This window comes from Marinobacter sp. C7, from assembly GCF_022343555.1.
GTDB lineage: Bacteria > Pseudomonadota > Gammaproteobacteria > Pseudomonadales > Oleiphilaceae > Marinobacter.
Genome location: NZ_JAKQZH010000001.1, coordinates 1,470,108 through 1,487,430 on the forward strand (window position 1 = coordinate 1,470,108; position 17,323 = coordinate 1,487,430).

Below are 17,323 nucleotides of genomic sequence, written 5' to 3' on the forward strand. Positions count from 1 at the left end.
ATAACGGGATCTCCCGGGATCCTGTGGAAAAAGAGCCTTCGGGCTCTTTTTTTTTGCCTGTAAGATCCCATTAATAGTCCCGTAATGGATAAAGTCTGTTTTCGGGTATGTGACACAGGCGTTGCAGGCCCATGAAAACAAGGACCGAGGTGATATACTTCGGTGGTTAACGCAACACAGAGATGCAGGAATGACACGAGCAGAAGACCGTATCCTTGTTCAGGAGCACCTGGCACACGAAGCGGAGCCCAAGCCTTTGAGTGACAGTGAGAAAGCGGAACTCGAGGCCCGAATCAAGGAGGAGCTCAAGGCCAGGGATGCCGTGCTCGTTGCTCATTACTACACGGATCCGGATATCCAGCGGCTGGCAGAGGAAACCGGGGGCTGTGTGGCGGACTCCCTGGAAATGGCACGTTTCGGGAATCAGCATCCGGCGTCCACAGTGGTTGTGGCCGGCGTCCGCTTCATGGGTGAGACAGCCAAGATCCTCAATCCTGAGAAGAGGGTCCTGATGCCGACTCTGGAAGCGACCTGCTCGCTCGATGTTGGTTGCCCTGCCGACGAGTTCGCCGAGTTCTGTGATGAGCATCCTGACCGTACCGTAGTGGTGTATGCCAACACATCGGCCGCCGTAAAGGCGCGGGCGGATTGGGTTGTGACCTCAAGCTGTGCCCAGGCCATCGTGGAAGATCTGGACGCGCGGGGCGAAAAGATCCTGTGGGCTCCGGACAAGCATCTGGGTCATTACGTCCAGAAGACTACCGGCGCTGATATGCTGCTGTGGGACGGTTCGTGCATTGTTCACGAGGAGTTTAAATTCCGCGGCCTTGAGGACCTGAAGGCGTTGTATCCGGATGCGGCAGTCCTTGTCCACCCGGAGTCGCCGGATGCCGTGGTGGAGATGGCCGATGTCGTTGGTTCCACCTCCCAGTTGATTCACGCAGTGCAGACAATGTCCAACCCGGAGTTTATTGTCGCCACGGACAACGGCATCTTTTACAAGATGCAGCAGTTGGCCCCCAACAAGACTCTTATTGAGGCGCCTACGGCTGGCAACGGTGCTACCTGCCGAAGCTGTGCACACTGCCCGTGGATGGCGATGAACGGCCTTGAGAACCTGCTGCATGTGCTGCAGACCGGCAGCCAGGAGGTATTCGTGGATCCGGCATTGCGGGAGAGGGCGCTCAAGCCGCTGGAGCGGATGCTCGATTTCACCGCCAACATGAACCTCAAGGCTGCTGGCAACGCCTGACCAGTCCTGGATCCCCCGGTCCGGTCAGCTGTTACGCTGTATCTGAAGCCGCCGGGTGATCTCAGCCAGTCTTTCCGTGACGGCCTGGCGCTGGGGCGATCCGGCCGGCAGCTTTTCCTGGGCCTGGCGCAGCTGGCGCTGGGCCGATTCCAGATCTCCCATCAGGGCATCGTACTCGGCCCTGGCACGGTGTACTCCGACGATATTGCGTGCCATGCCCTCCGCTTCGGCGAGGCGTGACCAAAGCTGCTCCTGTTCTGGCATCTTCCGGGTCAGCTCTCTCAATAACTCGGCCGCTGCGGCCCCGTTTCCGGAGGTGATTTCGGTCTGGGCAAGGGTGTAGGTGATCGGATAATTACCGGGGTTTCGGGTCAGTGCTTCCTTGAGCAGGGTCCGGGCTTCTTCGCTCTTGTTCCGGTCATTGAGGACTTCGGCCAGGGTTACCTGGAGCGTGATCCTTCCAGGATTCTGTTCCAGCAGCTCCCGTAACTCCTGCTCGGCTTCGGCCAGCTGGTTGTTGGCCTGGTAGGCGACGGCAAGTCCGTAGCGGATCGCATGGTTTTTTCGGGCATCCGGGCGGTCGAGATAGGACTTGAACGTGTCCACCGCCACATCCGGAGACTGGGCGTAGTGCACCTGTAGGCGACTGCGCATCAGGTGATATTCCTGCCCGTCTCGTATTTCAAGGTGAGGGTACTGCTCCGCCCGGTTGCGGGTGTCGGCAACCCGGCTCTGTGTCAGTGGGTGGGTGGACAGATATTCCGGGACCTGGTTCCCCTGCAACCGGTTATTCCGCATCATGATCTCGAACATCTCCGGCATGCCCCGGGGATCCATGCCGGCACTGGCGAGAATGTCCATGCCGACACGGTCGGCTTCCTGTTCATGGGATCTGCTATAGGCCAGCATGTTCTGAACGGACAGCGCCTGGGTGCCGGCGATGGCGGCCAGCCCGATGTCTGACTGGGTGACCGCCGACAAGACAATCCCGGCAATCATGCCCGCGAGTGTCAGTGGTGCACTGGTTTCCTGCTGTTCCAGGCGCCGGGCAAAATGGCGTTGACTGAGGTGCGCGAGCTCGTGGGCGAGTACCGAGGCAAATTGCTGTTCCGTCTTTGCGTCCAGAAACAGGCCGCCATTGACGCCTACGATGCCTCCCGGAACGGCAAACGCATTGAGTTGGGGGCTGTCGATCAGCGCCAGGGTAAGCTCGCGGTTCTGCAGCGGGGCAGAGGGTACCAGTCGATAGATAATCGCGCTCAGATAATCATACACCAGAGGGTCGGTGATACGTGGCGCAGATCGCCGGATGGAGACCATGACCTGCCGGCCAATCTCGGATTCCTGCTGGCCCGAAATCAGCCCGCCGCCAGAGCCGCCGATGCTCGGCAGGGAGGTCTCCTGGGCGGGGGCAGGGGACGTTGCCAGCAAAGCCGACAGGGTGAAGACTGCTGCTTTCAGGATCCCTCGGCTGGAGGGTTTTCGGCCATGATCAAGTTTCATGTACTGCAAGTTGCCTCTGGTCCGGACTGCCGCTTGGACAGTGTCTTACCGCTAAAAGTTCTGAGCATGAGATTAGCAGCTATTGAGATGCAATACCCGGCATCTCGCGGCATAATGCCGCGTTGTCAATTCCACTAGTTGTGATGGTGCGTCTTCATTATGGTTGACCGTACACTGGATGCTACCGGGCTGCGCTGTCCGATGCCTCTGCTGAAAACCAAGCTCGAGCTCAATGGAATGTCCCCCGGAGAGGAACTCGAGGTTATTGCTACCGATTCCGGTTCGGCCCGGGATATTCCGGCTTTCCTCTCGTTGTCGAGCCACACCCTGGTAAGTTCCACTGAAGCCAATGGCGAATACAGGTTTGTGATAAAGTGCGGCGGTTAACCTTTCGGAGACGTTGATGGTCAGGATTTTACGCGGTCTCGCGCACAAATACTTTTCAGATGAAGAAGCTGTCATCCTTGCGCTGATTCTGGTGGCGGGGACGGCATTTATCATCTGGTTCGGTGCCATGCTGGCGCCGGCCATTGCCTCGCTGATCGTGGCGTTTATCCTCCAGGGGCTGGTGACCAAGCTCAACAAGCTGGGGATACCCGAGATCGTCGCGATCATCGGGGTGTTCGTGGTGTTTCTGGGCGTGCTGGTGGGCTTTCTCTTCGGCCTCTTGCCACTGGTATGGACCCAGGTGACCAATCTGGCCGGGGAGGCCCCTCGCATCATCCGGGAGATGCAGTCCTACCTCGAGCTGCTTCCCGATCAGTACCCACAGCTGATTTCCGCGGACGCCGTGAATACCGTATACCAGCAGGTTTCCACGGAGGTAGGGCAGATGACCCAGTGGCTGGTTTCCTTCTCCCTTTCCAGTATCCCGGATCTGGTAGCTCTGCTGATCTACATGGTATTGGTCCCTATTCTTGTGTTCTTTTTCCTGAAGGACAAAGAAGTGCTGCTGGGGGCCATCGCCCGCCTGCTTCCTCCGCAGCGCCCGCTCATGCTCAAGATCTGGCATGAGGTCAATCTGCAGTGTGCCAACTACGTCCGTGGCAAGGCGGTGGAGATTCTGATCGTGGGTGGGGCGACGTACATTGCCTTCAAGCTGCTGGGCATGCCCTACGCTGCGCTGCTGTCATTACTGGTGGGTCTGAGCGTGGTGATCCCTTACATCGGTGCGGCGGTGGTGACCATTCCGGTTGCCATGATCGGGCTTTTCGCCTTCGGCTGGGGCACCCATTTTATCTGGGTGATGGTGGTGTACGGGGTTATTCAGGCGCTTGATGGCAACGTTCTGGTGCCTATTCTGTTTTCGGAGGTCAACAACCTGCACCCGGTGGCCATCATTGTTGCGGTGCTGTTTTTCGGTGGCATCTGGGGCTTGTGGGGGGTTTTCTTCGCCATTCCGCTGGCGACCCTGCTCAAGGCAGTGTTTGCCGCCTGGCCGGTGAAGGACATGACCTCTTCACCGACCGATGAGCTGGCCTGAGGCTTTGCTTAAAGGGCTTTGACCGCTTCCAGCACCTCCTCGGCATGGCCCTTGACCTTGACGCCCCGCCATTCTTTTCGGAGCACGCCTTCCTTGTCGATCAGGAAGGTGCTGCGCTCGATCCCCAGATGCTCCTTGCCATACAGCTTCTTCAGTTTGATGACGTCAAACAGCTTGCAGAGGCTTTCGTCCTTGTCTGAAATCAGGTGAAACGGAAACTCGTGCTTGGCACGGAAATTCTCATGAGCCTTGAGGCCGTCCCGGGACACGCCGAAGATCTCGGTATCGAGTTCCACAAACGCTTTCATCCGGTCGCGGAAGTCCTGACCTTCGGTGGTGCAGCCGGGTGTGTTGTCCTTGGGGTAAAAATAAATCACGACATTCTGGCCGCGAAGATCAGCCAGGCGGACCGTTTGATCACCGGTCGCCGGCGCTTCAAAATCGGGGACGGGCTTGTTCAATTCGACGGATGACATGACTTCTCCTTTAATTCCCTTGTGTCAGTTCGAGCCCAACATTACCATATCGGTTTTATTCGGACGGAGCTTTTATGATTACGGGTAGCCTTGTCGCACTGGTCACGCCCATGCATCCAAACGGTGATATTCACTGGGAGGAGCTGGACAAACTGGTGGACTTTCACATTGAAAACGGCACGCACGGTATCGTGGCTGTGGGCACCACCGGTGAATCCGCAACCCTGGACCCGGAAGAGCATTGCCAGACCATCGGCCGGATCATAAAACGTGTCAACGGACGAATTCCTGTCATTGCGGGTACCGGCGGCAACAGCACCCGTGAGGCGATCGAGCTGACCACCGAAGCCCACAAGCTCGGTGCCGACGCCTGCCTGCTGGTGGTTCCATACTACAACAAGCCGACCCAGGAAGGCCTGTATCAGCATTTCAAGGCGATTGCCGAGGCGGTCCCCGGTATGAACCAGATGCTGTACAACGTTCCCGGTCGCACGGCCTGCGACATGCTGAACGAGACGGTCCTGCGCCTGGCGGATATTCCGAACATCGTCGCCATCAAGGATGCCACCGGGAATATTCCCCGTGGCGCCGAACTGATCAAGGCCCTGGACGGTCGCCTCGCGGTCTACTCGGGTGACGATGCCACCGCCGCTGAGCTGATGCTGGCAGGCGGCAAGGGCAATGTCTCGGTGACGGCCAACGTGGCGCCGAAATCCATGGCGCAGCTGTGCGAAGCGGCTATCTCCGGTAACCGGGAAGAAACCGAGCGGTTGAACGAACTGCTGATGCCGCTGAACCGCAAGCTGTTCCTGGAGGCCAACCCGATTCCGGTGAAATGGGCATTGCACCGCATGGGGATGATCAGCGAGGGTATTCGCTTGCCGCTGACGCCGCTGAGCGAGAAGTTCCACGCGGAAGTTGAAGAAGCCCTGAAAGCCTCAGGCGTACTCTGAACTTGCTGAAATCGTCCCTGAACCGGAGTAACCCGATGCAGGTTCTTTCAGGAACCCGTTTCCCCCGTATGTACAGATCAATGTTTGCCGTCTCGGGGTTGTTGCTGCTGGCAACGGCCTCCGGCTGCAGCCTGCTTGAAGACCGTTCTGAACGGTACGTCAGTGCCAAAGAAGGCACGCCGTTGGAGTTGCCGGCGAGCGCGGATGAATCCCGCTTCAGCCAGGTCATGCCGATCCGTGAGATCAACGCCGCCGAGACCGGGAAGATGTATCCGTCCGATATTCCCCGGCCGCCGGACATGACCTCGGAGATTCTGGATGAGAACTATGTCATCGAGGAGCTCGACGGCCGTGCCTGGCTTCTGGTAAATGACGTCCCTGGTCGGCTCTGGCCCCAGACCACCGCTTACATGAATGAGCGCGGGCTTGGCGTGGCTTATGATAGTCCGCAGTTGGGCTTGCTCCAGAGTGAGCTGGCCAACTTCAGCAGGCAGGCCAGGGAGTTGGTGGGGCTGGCCAACGAGGCGTCGGCGTCCGAGCCGATGACGGTTGTCCAGTTGCGGATGTCCCCCGGTATCCGGCGCAAGACCACCGAGATCCAGGTTCGCCGGGTGGAAATGTCTGAGCGGCCCGGCGAACTTTTGCCCTGGCAGGACATCGCAAACCCCTCGGCCGAAGCCATGGCCCTGCAGAAGAAGCTGCTCGCGGACCTTGGTGAGTTCCTGAAATCCCGGGAGGAGAGCAAATCCTTCTCCAGGGCGGCCTCGGGTATGACCAGTGAGCCGCTCGTGAACCTGGAGACGGAGAACGAACAGGCCGTCGCCATCCGCATGGATCTCGACTACGGCCGGTCCTGGGCCGAGGCCAATCGCGCTCTTGAGGAAGCCGGGATCCCGGTTGTGGACCTGAATCGCAGCAAGGGTTGGCTCTACGTCGATTTCCGCACAGAGGAAGAGAAGGAATCCGGCTGGTTCGACTGGTTCAGCGACAAGGAAAAGCCAAGGCACACCCATACCGTGGCCGTGAAAGAACGCGAGGGCGCGGTGTTTATTGAGGCCACCCGGCTAGAGAGCTACGACGGCGAGCACACGACATCCGATTTGCTCAACCAACTCTTTGAATACCTTTACTGATTGAATGGGGGCGCAGACGCGTGCCCCCTCCGGAGATTTCAATGGAAAAGCGCGAAGAACTCTACGCAGGCAAGGCCAAGTCCGTATATCGTACCGACGATCCGGAACGGTTTGTGATGGTTTTCCGGGATGACACCTCGGCATTTGACGGCCAGAAGAAAGAGCAGCTTAATCGCAAGGGCATGGTGAACAACAAGTTCAATGCCTTCATCATGGAAAAGCTGGAAGCCGCGGGTATCCCCACCCATTTCGAGGGACTGCTGTCCGACACCGAATCCCTGGTGAAGAAGCTGGACATGATTCCGGTGGAGTGCGTGGTTCGCAATATCTCTGCGGGTAGCCTGTGCCGCAGACTGGGTGTGGAAGAGGGCCAGGAACTGAACCCGCCCACCTTCGAGCTGTTCCTGAAGAATGATGAGCTGCACGATCCCATGGTCAACGAATCCCTTGCCGAGAGCTTCGGCTGGGCGACCGGAGACGAGCTCGCACGCATGAAAGAGCTGACCTACAAGGTCAATGACGTGCTCAAGAAGTTGTTCGATGATGCCGGCATGCTGTTGGTGGATTACAAGCTGGAATTCGGCCGCAGCGCCGGTGATATCGTCCTTGGTGACGAATTCAGCCCCGATGGCTGTCGCATCTGGGACAAGGAGACCCGCAAGAAGATGGACAAGGATCGTTTCCGCCAGGGACTCGGAGATGTGATCGAGACCTACGAGGAGGTCGGTCGCCGTCTCGGCATAGAGTTCGACTGAATCGCAATCAATACAAAAACCATCAGAAGGGTATCTTATGCGTAAACTGATCCTTGCAGTAGGTGGCACCGTGGCGCTGGCCGCGCCTCTGGCCAGTGCAGATGTTGTCGGCGTTGGTGCCAGCGTCAGCTACTGGGATTCCGACCTTTCCGGTAAGGTGGTCAACCAGGGCTCTGCGGTTGATATCGAGAACGATCTGAACCTCGATAGCGACAGCAATGCCAATTTCACCGCCTATCTTGAGCATCCGGTGCCGGTGCTGCCGAACGTGCGGGTGAACTACACTTCCATTTCCCAGAACGGCAGTGGCCGGCTCGGGCTGGAGGATTTTGACCAGATTTCGGCAGGCACCGAAGTCGATTCCAGGCTTGACCTGGACCAGTTGGATGCAACCTTCTACTACGAGGTCCTGGACAACTGGGTCAACCTCGATCTGGGCCTTACCGCGCGCAGGCTGGACGGTGAGCTCGTGGTTCGCGACCGGGCAGGCCTTTTCCCTGTCAGTAAAACCACGGTGGAAGGTGTGATCCCGATGGGCTATGCCGCTGCCCGTTTCGATCTGCCGCTTACCGGTGTCTCCGTGGGTGGTGAGGGTAACCTGATCAGCTTCGATGGCGACTCCCTGCATGACTTCAATGTCTACGGCCAGTACGAACTGTCGCTGCTGCAGTTGCGTGCCGGCTACCGTCAGATGTCCATCGACTACGAAGATGACGATGACAAGATGGATGTCGAGCTGTCCGGTCCTTTTGCCAGTGTCGGTCTGACGTTCTGATCGATTATTGGTCGAATAGCTGAAAAAGAGCGCTGCGGCGCTCTTTTTTTGTGTCTGACCTGGTCTGTGGTGTTGCCGGAACGGCCGATTCGGTAAACTTGGGATCTCAGGAAACGAACGTTTTATGGAGACTGGACCTTGAAAATTCTCGTTACGGGAACCGCTGGATTCATTGGCTCACACCTGGCGCACCGCCTGCTGGATCGCGGTGATGAGGTGATCGGCGTTGACAACGTCAATGACTACTACGATGTAAGCCTGAAGGAAGCTCGCCTTGAGCGGCTGACCTGTAAACCCGGCTTTACCGAGATCCGCCAGGATGTTGCCGATCGCGCTGCCATGGAAGCCTTGTTCAGCGAGCATAAGCCTGAACGAGTGGTGCACCTGGCCGCGCAGGCCGGAGTGCGCTATTCCCTGGAGAATCCCCACGCTTACGTGGATGCGAATCTGGTTGGCTTCATGAACATCCTCGAGGGTTGCCGCCATAACGATGTAAAACACCTGGTCTACGCCTCCAGCAGTTCGGTCTACGGGGCCAACGAGACCATGCCATTCTCGGTGCACGATAACGTCGACCACCCCCTGAGCCTGTATGCCGCCTCCAAGAAGGCCAACGAACTGATGGCTCATACGTACAGCCATCTGTATAACCTGCCAACCACCGGCCTGCGCTTCTTCACGGTCTATGGTCCCTGGGGACGGCCGGATATGGCACTGTTCATCTTCACCAAAAAAATCCTCGCCGGTGAGCCGATCGACGTGTTCAATCATGGCCACCACCGTCGTGACTTTACCTACATCGATGACATCGTCGAGGGCGTGATCCGCACCCTCGACCACGTCGCTGAACCCAACAATGAGTGGAGCGGCGAGCGCCCCGATCCGGGGACCAGTAAGGCGCCGTACCGGCTCTACAATATTGGCAGCAACAATCCGGTGGAGTTGTCCCGTTTCATCGAGATCATCGAGGAGCGTATCGGCAGGAAGGCAGAGAAAAACCTGCTGCCCATGCAGCCGGGAGACGTGCCGGCCACCTATGCCAATGTCGATGACCTGATCAAAGATGTGGGCTACAAGCCATCGACTACCGTGGAAGAGGGAATCGCCAACTTCGTGGACTGGTACCGGGATTTCTACAAGGTCTGATCCCGGACCGTGAAGTTTGGGAGGCGTCAGAGGTTTCTGGAAAAGAATTCCAGAAACTCTCGCTCCTCAAGCTGGGCCTCGTGCAGTGTGATGGGCCGGAACCGGAGTCTCGTTCCCGGAGCTCTCTGGGCAAGGGCGTCGAGACTGCGGGGTGTAACCGCTCCCAGCTTGGGATAGCCCCCGATCGTCTGTCGGTCGTTGAGCAGCAGAATCGGTTGCCCGTCCGATGGCACCTGGATGGCACCAAGGCTGGTGCCCTCGGAAATCAGGGTCTGCCCCGTTGTTTCCAATGCAGGCCCCTTCAGGCGGGCGCCCATACGGTCTGTTTGTGGGGTCAGGGTATACGGCTCACTGAAAAACGTCTCAAGGACCCGTGCGGGAAAACGATCGATCTGTGCGCCGGGAATAACCGAGAGTTCCAGTTCCTCTCTGTAATCCGGCCGCCAGTGATCAGAGACTTTTCTGTTAGGAACAGTGGCCTGATTTTCGGAGCAGGGCAGGTGGTCGCCGGCGTTCAGTGGGCGGCCGTCCTGTTGCAGACCACCGGTGCCCTCGCGCGTGAAGGTGGCGCAACTGCCGCCCAGCCCCGGCTTGACCTGAAACCCTCCGAGCACCGCCAGATAGGTCCTTACACCCCTCTTGGGTGCACTGAGGGAGACGGTATCTCCGGCCTTGAGGTTGATGGTGCTCCACAGTGCACGGGGTTCGCGGTTAACGGCACATTGCACCTCTGCGCCGGTAACTGCGATCTGGGTATCCAGGTGAGATCTGAATTCAACTCCTCCGAAGGTGATTTCCAGCGCGGGTGTCCCATATGGGTTGCCCAGCAACCGGTTGGCCCAGGCCCAGGCGTGCCGGTCCATCGCGCCACCGGTGGCCAGTCCCATGTGCATGGCTCCGCGGCGGCCGCCATCCTGCAGCAGGGTCAGGAACCCCGGTTTGGTAAAAGTGAAGCCGGGCTGATTGGTCATTTTTGATCCCCTGTATCTGGCTCGTCCGGGAGTTCTGACGCCCAGGGCAAGTCGTCCAGCCTGCCCCCGAGTTCAAGGTATTCGTCCCGGCTGATGGCCCGGAAGCGCACCTGTTGTCCGGCTTCAAGCAGAGCCGGGCGTTCACGACCAGGGTCAAAAAGACTCAGGGGGGTGCGGCCGATCAGGTTCCATCCACCGGGTGATTCCAGGGGGTAAAGGGCGGTCTGGGTATCGGCGATGCCCAGGGTTCCGGCAGGTACTTTCGGGCGCGGCGTCGCTAACCTGGGCGTGGCCAACTCCGGGGGCACTTCACCCAGGTAGGCAAAACCGGGGGCGAAGCCAATAGCGAATACGTTGTACACCCCGGAACAGTGCCTCTGGATTACCTGCTCCGGGGTGAGGCCGGAGTGGGTGGCAATGGATTCCAGGTCAGGGCCGACACTCGGTGCGTAATAGACAGGTATCTCGATGACCTGGCGCGAGCCCTTTTCTGCTCCGGTCTCCGGCAGGGCCGAAAGGGCGTCGCTTACTCCCGCTACGAGGGAGGCAAGATCGTCTGATAGCAGGTCGTAACGCAATAGCAGAGTTGTATAGGATGGGACAATATCTATCAGTCGCCCCTCCAGTTTATCCGCCAGTGTTCTTGCTGCCCGCTGGATCCGGTCAACCAGAGCGATATCAATTGCGTCACCGAAATGAAGGGTGATGGTGTCTACGCCGGTCACTTCATATCGCCAGAACATTACACCCGTTCTCCCAGGGCTTCGCGGATCGCCCGTACCGCTGCGATTGAGTCTGCATTGTCGCCGTGGACGCAGAGGGTATCTGCCTCAAGGTTCAGAGACGTTCCCTCTATGGTCTCTATGGGGAGGCCCTCCGCCAGGTTGCAGGCTTGCCGAACTATGGTATCCGGGCTCCTGTGGACCGCACCGGGCCGACTTCGGGAAACAATGAACCCCTGTTCGTCGTAGGCGCGATCGGCGAAAGCCTCCAGAATCAATGGAATGTCATGTCGCGCGCAGGCGGCCCTGAGTTTGCGGTTATCAGCGGTCGTCATGGCCATAAGGGAGAGGGGATGCGGAGAGCTACTGAGGGCCCTGAGAACACCTTCGAGTATCTCTTCATTCCTCATCATGTCGTTGTACAGCGCCCCGTGGGGTTTCACATAGCTGAGAATGCCGCCCTCGGAACCGGCAATGTGGCTCAGTGCTCCCACCTGATAACTCACCAGGGCGGTGATCTCTTCCGGGTGGAGGGCCATGGAACGGCGGCCGAATCCCTGAAGGTCGGGGTAGGCGGGATGGGCACCCAAAGATACGCCGTGTTCCATTGCAAGGCGAACGGTCTTGCGCATGGTGACAGGATCACCGGCGTGAAATCCGCAGGCAATGTTGGCCTGGTCGATGAAGGGCATGACGTGTTCGTCCATGCCCATGGTCCAGGCGCCGAAGCTCTCGCCGATGTCGCAGTTCAAAAACATTACCGCCTCCGGATTGATTCCTGTCAGGCAGTGTCCGCTGCCTGAAAAATGATCTACGAAATCAATTTATCGATAAATTATGCGTAAAACAAGGTTTAAATACGTATTGTTTTCTGACAAAACGTTTGACAGGGAGGGCTATCGTCGCTAACTTGATTAAATAAAGCACAGCTTGGATGTGCCAATGTGCGCCTGGTGTCCATCAAGACGCCGACAACAACAACCATGAATGAGCTGCCCGGGTGTCAATTTCCGGGGCAAAGGAGGAGAAGATGAAAATTAACGCCAAGCACCTGGCTGCGTTGACGCTGTCTGTGGTTATCGGGCACGCGCAGGCCGAGACCAACTGGGATATGCCAACACCTTATGGTGATTCCAATTTCCATACGGTCAATATTCGCGAGTTTGCAGAGGATGTGCGTGAAGCCACTGACGGTGAGCTGAACATCACAGTCCACAGCGGCGGCTCGCTGATAAAGCACCCCGAAATCAAGAACTCCGTTCGCCGTGGCCTCGTTCCCATTGGTGAACTGATCATGTCCCGACTGGCGAATGAGGATCCTCTGTTCGAGGTGGACTCGGTTCCCTACCTGGCCAGCAACTACGACGAGGCATGGGAGCTTTGGCAGGCATCCCGTGAGGTGTTGGCCGAGCGTCTTGAACGCCAGCGACTGAAATTGCTGTTCGCGGTGCCCTGGCCGCCACAGGGTATCTATACCAAGTTTCCGGTGGAGACCGGGGAAGAGCTCCAGGGTGTGAAGATGCGCGCCTACAACAAGTCGAGTGAACGTCTTGCCGAACTGTTCGGTGCGGTCCCGACCCAGGTTGAGGTTCCGGATATCCCGACCGCTTTCGGAACCGGTCGTGTGGACGCGATGATCACATCCCCGTCAACCGGAGCCAATACCCGAGCCTGGGATTACCTGAGCCATTTCAACCATGCGCAGCTCTGGTTGCCAAAGAACATGGTGATCGTCAACACCCGGACCTTCGAGGGACTTCCGGAGTCCGTGCAAAGTGCGATCGAGACCGCGGCAGCTGAAGCTGAGAAGCGGGGCTGGGAGGCCAGCAAGGCCGAAACCGACGCCAAGATCGAGATCATGGAAAACAACGGAATTGTCGTCAGCGAGCCCAGTGAGGCACTGGTCGAGCGGCTGCAGGAAGTTGGCGCAACGATGGAGCAGGAGTGGCTGGAGCGTGCCGGCGAAGATGGCAAAGCCCTCATCGAAGCCTATCGAGCCCGTTAATTCCTGATACCCCTGAAAAGAACAATCCGGGAGCATCTACATGCGCAGGTTTCTGGACTCTCTGTACCGCCTTGGCGGATACATCTCGGCACTGCAGCTGATCGCCATCATGGTCATGGTGGTGCTGCAGGTGTCGGGGCGAATTCTCGACAAGGCCCTGCTGACCCTGGGCATGAATGCCCTGGGCCTGCAGGTTCCCGGATTGGCGGAACTGGCAGGGTTTCTGTTGCTCGGGGCGACGTTCACCGGACTGGCTTACACCCTGACGGTGGGTGGGCACATCCGGGTCGATCTCTTGCACAGAACTCTGCCGGAGAGTGTCCAGCGAGCCCTGGACATTCTGGTGACGGTGGTTGCCCTGGCGATCACCGCCTATGGCACCTGGTTCAGCGTATCGCTGGCCTACGACAGCTACGATTTTGGTGATGTGTCCATCGGCATGGTGCCAGTGCCACTCTGGATCCCCCAGGCGGTCATGGTTATCGGGCTGGTCTGGCTTGTAGTCGCCTTGCTGGATGCGTTGATCGGGCTTATTACCGGCCGCATCACCCACCTCAAAGACGAAGCCCCGCAGGAGTAATACCATGGACATGATCTGGATGAGCCTGGTACTTCTGGCAGGGCTCCTGATTCTGCTTGGAGCCGGGTTGTGGGTGGCCTTTGCCCTGACTGCTACCGGCCTGGCAGCATTGCATTTTTTCAGTAATATTCCGGTGGGCGACAGCCTGGCGACCTCGTTCTACGGTGCCAGTGCCTCGTGGGAACTGGCCGCCTTGCCGATGTTCATCTGGATGGGCGAGGTACTGTTCCGGTCCCGCCTGTCTGAAGAAATGTTTACCGGCATCGCACCGTGGGTGGGTCGAATCCCCGGGCGGTTGCTGCACACTAATATCATCGGCTGCGGTATTTTCGCAGCGATTTCCGGGTCCTCGGCAGCAACCGCGGCGACAATCGGGAAGATGTCCGTTCCCGAGCTCACCCAGCGAGGTTACGATCGCAAGCAGATCCTGGGTACCCTCGCCGGGTCCGCGACCCTGGGGCTGCTGATTCCCCCCTCGATCATTCTGATCGTTTATGGCGTGGCCACCGAGCAGTCCATTGCCCGGTTGTTCGTGGCGGGCATCCTTCCCGGTCTTTTGCTGATGGTGTTGTTCGCCGGCTACGTGGGTATCTGGTCCAGGCTGAACCCCTCAGGTGTTCCTGCTGAAGAGGAGGAGGCTTTACCGCTGGCGGAAAAGATCCGGCGCAGCAAGCCTCTGATTCCGGTCGTCCTGCTGATTGTTGGCGTTATCGGCTCGATCTATGCCGGCCTGGCATCACCGACGGAGTCGGCCGCGGTGGGTGTGGCGCTTGCACACCTGCTGTCCTGGCGTGGGGGGTCGCTTAGCCGTGAAACCTTCGGTCAGGCTCTGATGGGAACGGTGAAAACGTCTACCATGATCGCCTTCATCCTGGTCGGCGCCCATTTTCTGACGGTATCCATGGGGTTCACCGGTATTCCCAGGGACCTGGCGTCCTGGATCAATACCCTGGAACTGTCCCCCTACATGCTGCTCCTGGCCCTGACGGTGTTTTTTATTCTGCTCGGGTGCTTCCTGGATGGTATCTCGGTTGTGGTGCTGACCACTTCCGTGATTTTGCCGATGGTACAGGCTGCGGGCATTGACCCTATGTGGTTCGGGATTTACCTGGTTATCGTGGTGGAGATGAGTCAGATAACGCCGCCGGTCGGTTTCAACCTGTTTGTGATTCAGGGGCTGACGGGCGAAAACATCATACGGGTGGCGATGGCTGCACTGCCTTACTTCCTGTTGCTGTTGGCCGGGGTGCTTCTGATCACCGTTTTCCCGGAGATTGTTACCTACCTACCCAATCAGATGGGGAATTGATAGACTCGCGGCCTGTCCGGGAGGACCGGGCAGGCCAGTATTGGTATCGAACAGGATCGTCGTGGTGGGCCTATGAAAAAGAGCGCAAACAAGGAAGCGGTCGAGCGGGGTAACGAGGAGTCGTCGGTCGGTAAAACGGTCGGCCCAATCGTGTCCTCGTCACATCTGTCCGGCCGCGCTGCGGAACTTTCGGAGCTGGAGTTCGGGCTGATTGTCGCCGGAAATGCCTTCAACCGTTGGATGGTTCGTTGCATGAATGCGGCGGGTCTCCCGGATTTGAGCCCATTGGACATCCTTGTCCTGCACAGCGTGAACCACCGGGGGCGTTCCAAGAAATCCGCGGATATCTGCCTGGTTCTGAACGTGGAGGATACCCACACGGTCACCTACGCGCTGAAGAAGCTCCTGAAGCACGAGGTAGTGGTATCGGAGCGCCGTGGCAAGGAAACCTTCTATTCCATCACCGAAAAGGGTGAGGCAGTCTGTCAGACTTACGCCGAGATCCGGGAAAACTGCCTGGTGGACTCATTGAGGACACTCGGATTCTCCAATACTGACCTGGGCTCCATTGCCAGTTTCCTGAGGGGTATCTCGGGGCTGTACGACCAGGCGGCCCGTTCCGCCGCATCACTCTAGAAGGCGTGCCTCGGGGACCTGCAACAGAACCCGGCGGCGGAAGATCGGGCACTCGAATTCCAGAAGCCTTGCAAGCAGCTGTAGCGGGCCAGGCGCCGCCTTGCCATAGAGCCGATCACCCACGATCGGATGGCCGATCCCTGAGAGGTGGCGTCGGATCTGGTGCTTGCGGCCTGTTTCGATCCGGATCTCGACCAGTGTGGTTTGCTGGTCTTCATCCGGCGCCAGCGTGGTGATATGGCTGACGGCTGCTTTTCCGTCCACAGGTGCGTCAACGATTTGGTCTTTTGCTTCCAGCAGTCCCGTTACCCTTGCCTGATATACCTTGGTAACCGACCTTCCAGAGAATAACTGCGACAAAGCGCCGGCGGCCCTGGTGTCATGGGCAATCAGCATCAACCCCGCAGCGTCGGCATCGAGGCGGTGAATCAGGAAACAGGGCCTTTTCAGCGAAGTTTCTGCCCATCGCAGCAGGCTGCAATGGTCTCCCCACCGGGATCCCTGGGCCAGCATTCCGTGGGGCTTGAACCACACCGAGTAACGGCCCAGGTCTTCCAGCAGTTCCGCCGGTTCCGGCTTCCTGGCCAGCACGGCGTCGTCGTAGAACAGTTGCAACCGTGTGCCAGCCTTCACCTCCCGCTTGGCCTTGCGCAGGCGCACCTGCTTGCCCTTGACCGTCCACCAGCAGGCTCCTTTTGTCATGGCATCCTTGATGCGCTGTTTGGGCAAGTCGGAGGCCCCTGCAAGGGCGTCCACGGCGTTCTGGTCCTGAGAAACAGTAAGGTCGAGGGTGGTTCGCATGATGTACGCTAGGGCTCTGAAAGGCGGATAACCAGGAAGATTATACTGGAAATTGCCTACTACCCCGAGAAAACTCCCCGAGAACTGGTGCGTAGGTTCCTGGGAATTCACCGAGCAGGCTGCGAATCATGAGATCTCTTCTGGCGGGAATCACGGCTTTGGCACTGGCCGGCTGCACCGGCGTCCCTGACGGCATGGAGCCGGTTACCGGGTTCGACACCCAGCGTTATCTCGGCACATGGTACGAGATCGCCCGGCTGGATCATTCCTTTGAGGAGGGGCTGAGCAACGTCAGTGCGCGCTACAGCCTCAACGAGGATGGCAGCATCGAGGTTGTTAACCGGGGGTATGATGACAAGGTCGGCAAATGGAAGGAAGCCGTCGGTCGTGCAGTGTTTGTAGAGGGGGAGAGTACCGGTCATCTCAAGGTTTCTTTCTTCGGTCCCTTCTACGATTCCTACGTGGTGTTCGAGCTGGATGAGGCGGGTTATTCCTACGCCTATGTCACCGGGTATGACCGTGATTATCTCTGGTTCCTTTCACGCACGCCGGAGGTAAGCGAAGAGGCGCTTGCGTCATTCAAGGACCGTGCGAAGGCCGAAGGGTTTGATCTTGGGGAGTTGATCCTGGTCGAGCAGGATCGGAACAAGGCAGAATAGACATCAAAAAAGCCGCCCTGGTTTCCCGGGGCGGCTTTCAGAATCTCTGGCAGGATTGGTAGGACCACCCAGATTCGAACTGGGGACCTCTACCATGTCAAGGTAGCGCTCTAACCAACTGAGCTATGGTCCTGTGTCCTGCAACGGGGACGTAAGATACGGAT

19 protein-coding genes and 1 tRNA gene are annotated in these 17,323 nt (G+C 58.4%); 13 read left to right on the forward strand and 7 right to left on the reverse strand.

Annotation, left to right across the window (positions count from 1 at the left end; translation table 11 throughout):
- Positions 1-190 precede the first annotated feature (190 nt).
- Positions 191-1,252: a quinolinate synthase NadA gene (gene nadA, locus MD273_RS06770; RefSeq protein WP_239036980.1), complete on the forward strand. Its 1,062-nt coding sequence runs from the start codon at positions 191-193 to the stop codon at positions 1,250-1,252.
- Positions 1,253-1,276: 24 nt separating this feature from the next.
- Here the strand turns inward: nadA and MD273_RS06775 are convergent, their stop codons facing one another.
- Positions 1,277-2,755, reverse strand: coding sequence for a M48 family metalloprotease (locus MD273_RS06775; RefSeq protein WP_239036981.1), 1,479 nt, complete (start codon positions 2,753-2,755; stop codon positions 1,277-1,279).
- Between the two features lie 159 nt (positions 2,756-2,914).
- Between MD273_RS06775 and MD273_RS06780 the strand changes: the two genes are divergently transcribed.
- The gene (locus MD273_RS06780) at positions 2,915-3,142 is read left to right on the forward strand and encodes a sulfurtransferase TusA family protein (RefSeq protein ID WP_239036982.1); all 228 of its coding nucleotides are present in this window, start codon (positions 2,915-2,917) and stop codon (positions 3,140-3,142) included.
- Positions 3,143-3,158: 16 nt separating this feature from the next.
- On the forward strand, positions 3,159-4,238 hold the full coding sequence (locus MD273_RS06785; protein WP_239036983.1) for an AI-2E family transporter: 1,080 nt from the start codon (positions 3,159-3,161) through the stop codon (positions 4,236-4,238).
- Positions 4,239-4,246: 8 nt separating this feature from the next.
- Here the strand turns inward: MD273_RS06785 and MD273_RS06790 are convergent, their stop codons facing one another.
- Positions 4,247-4,714 (reverse strand): peroxiredoxin, encoded by a 468-nt coding sequence (locus MD273_RS06790; protein ID WP_239036984.1) that lies wholly within the window; start codon positions 4,712-4,714, stop codon positions 4,247-4,249.
- A 74-nt stretch (positions 4,715-4,788) separates the two neighbouring features.
- Here MD273_RS06790 and dapA point away from each other — a divergent pair, with 74 nt between their 5' ends.
- The 5 genes from dapA (at position 4,789) to MD273_RS06815 (ending at position 9,476) form a co-directional block, all read left to right on the forward strand.
- Entirely contained in the window at positions 4,789-5,667 is an 879-nt protein-coding gene (gene dapA / locus MD273_RS06795) for a 4-hydroxy-tetrahydrodipicolinate synthase (protein WP_239036985.1), read from the forward strand.
- Positions 5,668-5,735: 68 nt separating this feature from the next.
- Positions 5,736-6,800 (forward strand): NlpB/DapX family lipoprotein, encoded by a 1,065-nt coding sequence (gene bamC, locus MD273_RS06800; RefSeq protein WP_239036986.1) that lies wholly within the window; start codon positions 5,736-5,738, stop codon positions 6,798-6,800.
- Positions 6,801-6,841: 41 nt separating this feature from the next.
- Complete coding sequence (purC, locus tag MD273_RS06805; protein WP_239036987.1) at positions 6,842-7,555, forward strand: phosphoribosylaminoimidazolesuccinocarboxamide synthase; 714 nt, start codon at positions 6,842-6,844, stop codon at positions 7,553-7,555.
- A gap of 37 nt (positions 7,556-7,592) precedes the next feature.
- The gene (locus MD273_RS06810; RefSeq protein ID WP_239036988.1) at positions 7,593-8,330 is read left to right on the forward strand and encodes a TIGR04219 family outer membrane beta-barrel protein; all 738 of its coding nucleotides are present in this window, start codon (positions 7,593-7,595) and stop codon (positions 8,328-8,330) included.
- A gap of 138 nt (positions 8,331-8,468) precedes the next feature.
- Positions 8,469-9,476, forward strand: a complete 1,008-nt coding sequence (locus MD273_RS06815) for an NAD-dependent epimerase (RefSeq protein ID WP_239036989.1) — start codon at positions 8,469-8,471, stop codon at positions 9,474-9,476.
- A 26-nt stretch (positions 9,477-9,502) separates the two neighbouring features.
- Here MD273_RS06815 and MD273_RS06820 read toward each other — a convergent pair whose 3' ends face one another.
- The 3 genes from MD273_RS06820 to MD273_RS06830 are packed head-to-tail and all read right to left on the reverse strand — an operon-like array spanning position 9,503 to position 11,927.
- Positions 9,503-10,447 carry a 5-oxoprolinase subunit C family protein gene (locus MD273_RS06820; RefSeq protein WP_239036990.1) on the reverse strand — a complete coding sequence of 315 codons (945 nt, stop codon included), beginning with the start codon at positions 10,445-10,447 and terminating at the stop codon, positions 9,503-9,505.
- The gene (pxpB, locus tag MD273_RS06825) at positions 10,444-11,190 is read right to left on the reverse strand and encodes a 5-oxoprolinase subunit PxpB (RefSeq protein ID WP_239036991.1); all 747 of its coding nucleotides are present in this window, start codon (positions 11,188-11,190) and stop codon (positions 10,444-10,446) included. The genes MD273_RS06820 and pxpB overlap by 4 nt, the downstream gene beginning before the upstream one ends.
- Positions 11,190-11,927 (reverse strand): 5-oxoprolinase subunit PxpA, encoded by a 738-nt coding sequence (locus MD273_RS06830; RefSeq protein ID WP_239036992.1) that lies wholly within the window; start codon positions 11,925-11,927, stop codon positions 11,190-11,192. Before MD273_RS06830 ends, pxpB begins: the two co-directional genes overlap by 1 nt.
- 272 nt (positions 11,928-12,199) lie before the next feature.
- On the opposite strand from MD273_RS06830, the gene MD273_RS06835 reads away from it, so the two are divergent.
- From MD273_RS06835 to MD273_RS06850, 4 genes are all read left to right on the forward strand, one after another.
- On the forward strand, positions 12,200-13,174 hold the full coding sequence (locus MD273_RS06835) for a TRAP transporter substrate-binding protein (protein WP_239036993.1): 975 nt from the start codon (positions 12,200-12,202) through the stop codon (positions 13,172-13,174).
- 40 nt (positions 13,175-13,214) lie between these two features.
- Positions 13,215-13,754, forward strand: coding sequence for a TRAP transporter small permease (locus tag MD273_RS06840; protein ID WP_239036994.1), 540 nt, complete (start codon positions 13,215-13,217; stop codon positions 13,752-13,754).
- A 4-nt stretch (positions 13,755-13,758) separates the two neighbouring features.
- Positions 13,759-15,063: a TRAP transporter large permease gene (locus MD273_RS06845; protein WP_239036995.1), complete on the forward strand. Its 1,305-nt coding sequence runs from the start codon at positions 13,759-13,761 to the stop codon at positions 15,061-15,063.
- A 72-nt stretch (positions 15,064-15,135) separates the two neighbouring features.
- Positions 15,136-15,699, forward strand: coding sequence for a winged helix DNA-binding protein (locus MD273_RS06850; protein ID WP_239036996.1), 564 nt, complete (start codon positions 15,136-15,138; stop codon positions 15,697-15,699).
- On the opposite strand, the gene MD273_RS06855 is transcribed toward MD273_RS06850, so the two are convergent.
- Positions 15,691-16,500 (reverse strand): RluA family pseudouridine synthase, encoded by an 810-nt coding sequence (locus MD273_RS06855; protein WP_239036997.1) that lies wholly within the window; start codon positions 16,498-16,500, stop codon positions 15,691-15,693. The two genes, MD273_RS06850 and MD273_RS06855, sit on opposite strands and share 9 nt — an antisense overlap.
- 128 nt (positions 16,501-16,628) lie before the next feature.
- Here MD273_RS06855 and MD273_RS06860 point away from each other — a divergent pair, with 128 nt between their 5' ends.
- Positions 16,629-17,159 (forward strand): lipocalin family protein, encoded by a 531-nt coding sequence (locus tag MD273_RS06860; protein ID WP_239036998.1) that lies wholly within the window; start codon positions 16,629-16,631, stop codon positions 17,157-17,159.
- A 56-nt stretch (positions 17,160-17,215) separates the two neighbouring features.
- Here MD273_RS06860 and MD273_RS06865 read toward each other — a convergent pair.
- A tRNA-Val gene (locus MD273_RS06865) sits at positions 17,216-17,292 on the reverse strand.
- Between the last annotated feature and the right edge of the window lie 31 nt (positions 17,293-17,323).

Excerpts from the sequence above, each read along its gene's own strand:
- nadA (WP_239036980.1), top strand. The coding sequence starts at position 191 with ATGACACGAGCAGAAGACCGTATCCTTGTTCAGGAGCACCTGGCACAC.
- MD273_RS06775 (WP_239036981.1), bottom strand. The coding sequence starts at position 2,755 with ATGAAACTTGATCATGGCCGAAAACCCTCCAGCCGAGGGATCCTGAAA.
- MD273_RS06780 (WP_239036982.1), top strand. The coding sequence starts at position 2,915 with ATGGTTGACCGTACACTGGATGCTACCGGGCTGCGCTGTCCGATGCCT.
- MD273_RS06785 (WP_239036983.1), top strand. The coding sequence starts at position 3,159 with ATGGTCAGGATTTTACGCGGTCTCGCGCACAAATACTTTTCAGATGAA.
- MD273_RS06790 (WP_239036984.1), bottom strand. The coding sequence starts at position 4,714 with ATGTCATCCGTCGAATTGAACAAGCCCGTCCCCGATTTTGAAGCGCCG.
- dapA (WP_239036985.1), top strand. The coding sequence starts at position 4,789 with ATGATTACGGGTAGCCTTGTCGCACTGGTCACGCCCATGCATCCAAAC.
- bamC (WP_239036986.1), top strand. The coding sequence starts at position 5,736 with ATGTACAGATCAATGTTTGCCGTCTCGGGGTTGTTGCTGCTGGCAACG.
- purC (WP_239036987.1), top strand. The coding sequence starts at position 6,842 with ATGGAAAAGCGCGAAGAACTCTACGCAGGCAAGGCCAAGTCCGTATAT.
- MD273_RS06810 (WP_239036988.1), top strand. The coding sequence starts at position 7,593 with ATGCGTAAACTGATCCTTGCAGTAGGTGGCACCGTGGCGCTGGCCGCG.
- MD273_RS06820 (WP_239036990.1), bottom strand. The coding sequence starts at position 10,447 with ATGACCAATCAGCCCGGCTTCACTTTTACCAAACCGGGGTTCCTGACC.
- pxpB (WP_239036991.1), bottom strand. The coding sequence starts at position 11,190 with ATGTTCTGGCGATATGAAGTGACCGGCGTAGACACCATCACCCTTCAT.
- MD273_RS06830 (WP_239036992.1), bottom strand. The coding sequence starts at position 11,927 with ATGTTTTTGAACTGCGACATCGGCGAGAGCTTCGGCGCCTGGACCATG.
- MD273_RS06835 (WP_239036993.1), top strand. The coding sequence starts at position 12,200 with ATGAAAATTAACGCCAAGCACCTGGCTGCGTTGACGCTGTCTGTGGTT.
- MD273_RS06840 (WP_239036994.1), top strand. The coding sequence starts at position 13,215 with ATGCGCAGGTTTCTGGACTCTCTGTACCGCCTTGGCGGATACATCTCG.
- MD273_RS06845 (WP_239036995.1), top strand. The coding sequence starts at position 13,759 with ATGGACATGATCTGGATGAGCCTGGTACTTCTGGCAGGGCTCCTGATT.
- MD273_RS06850 (WP_239036996.1), top strand. The coding sequence starts at position 15,136 with ATGAAAAAGAGCGCAAACAAGGAAGCGGTCGAGCGGGGTAACGAGGAG.
- MD273_RS06855 (WP_239036997.1), bottom strand. The coding sequence starts at position 16,500 with ATGCGAACCACCCTCGACCTTACTGTTTCTCAGGACCAGAACGCCGTG.
- MD273_RS06860 (WP_239036998.1), top strand. The coding sequence starts at position 16,629 with ATGAGATCTCTTCTGGCGGGAATCACGGCTTTGGCACTGGCCGGCTGC.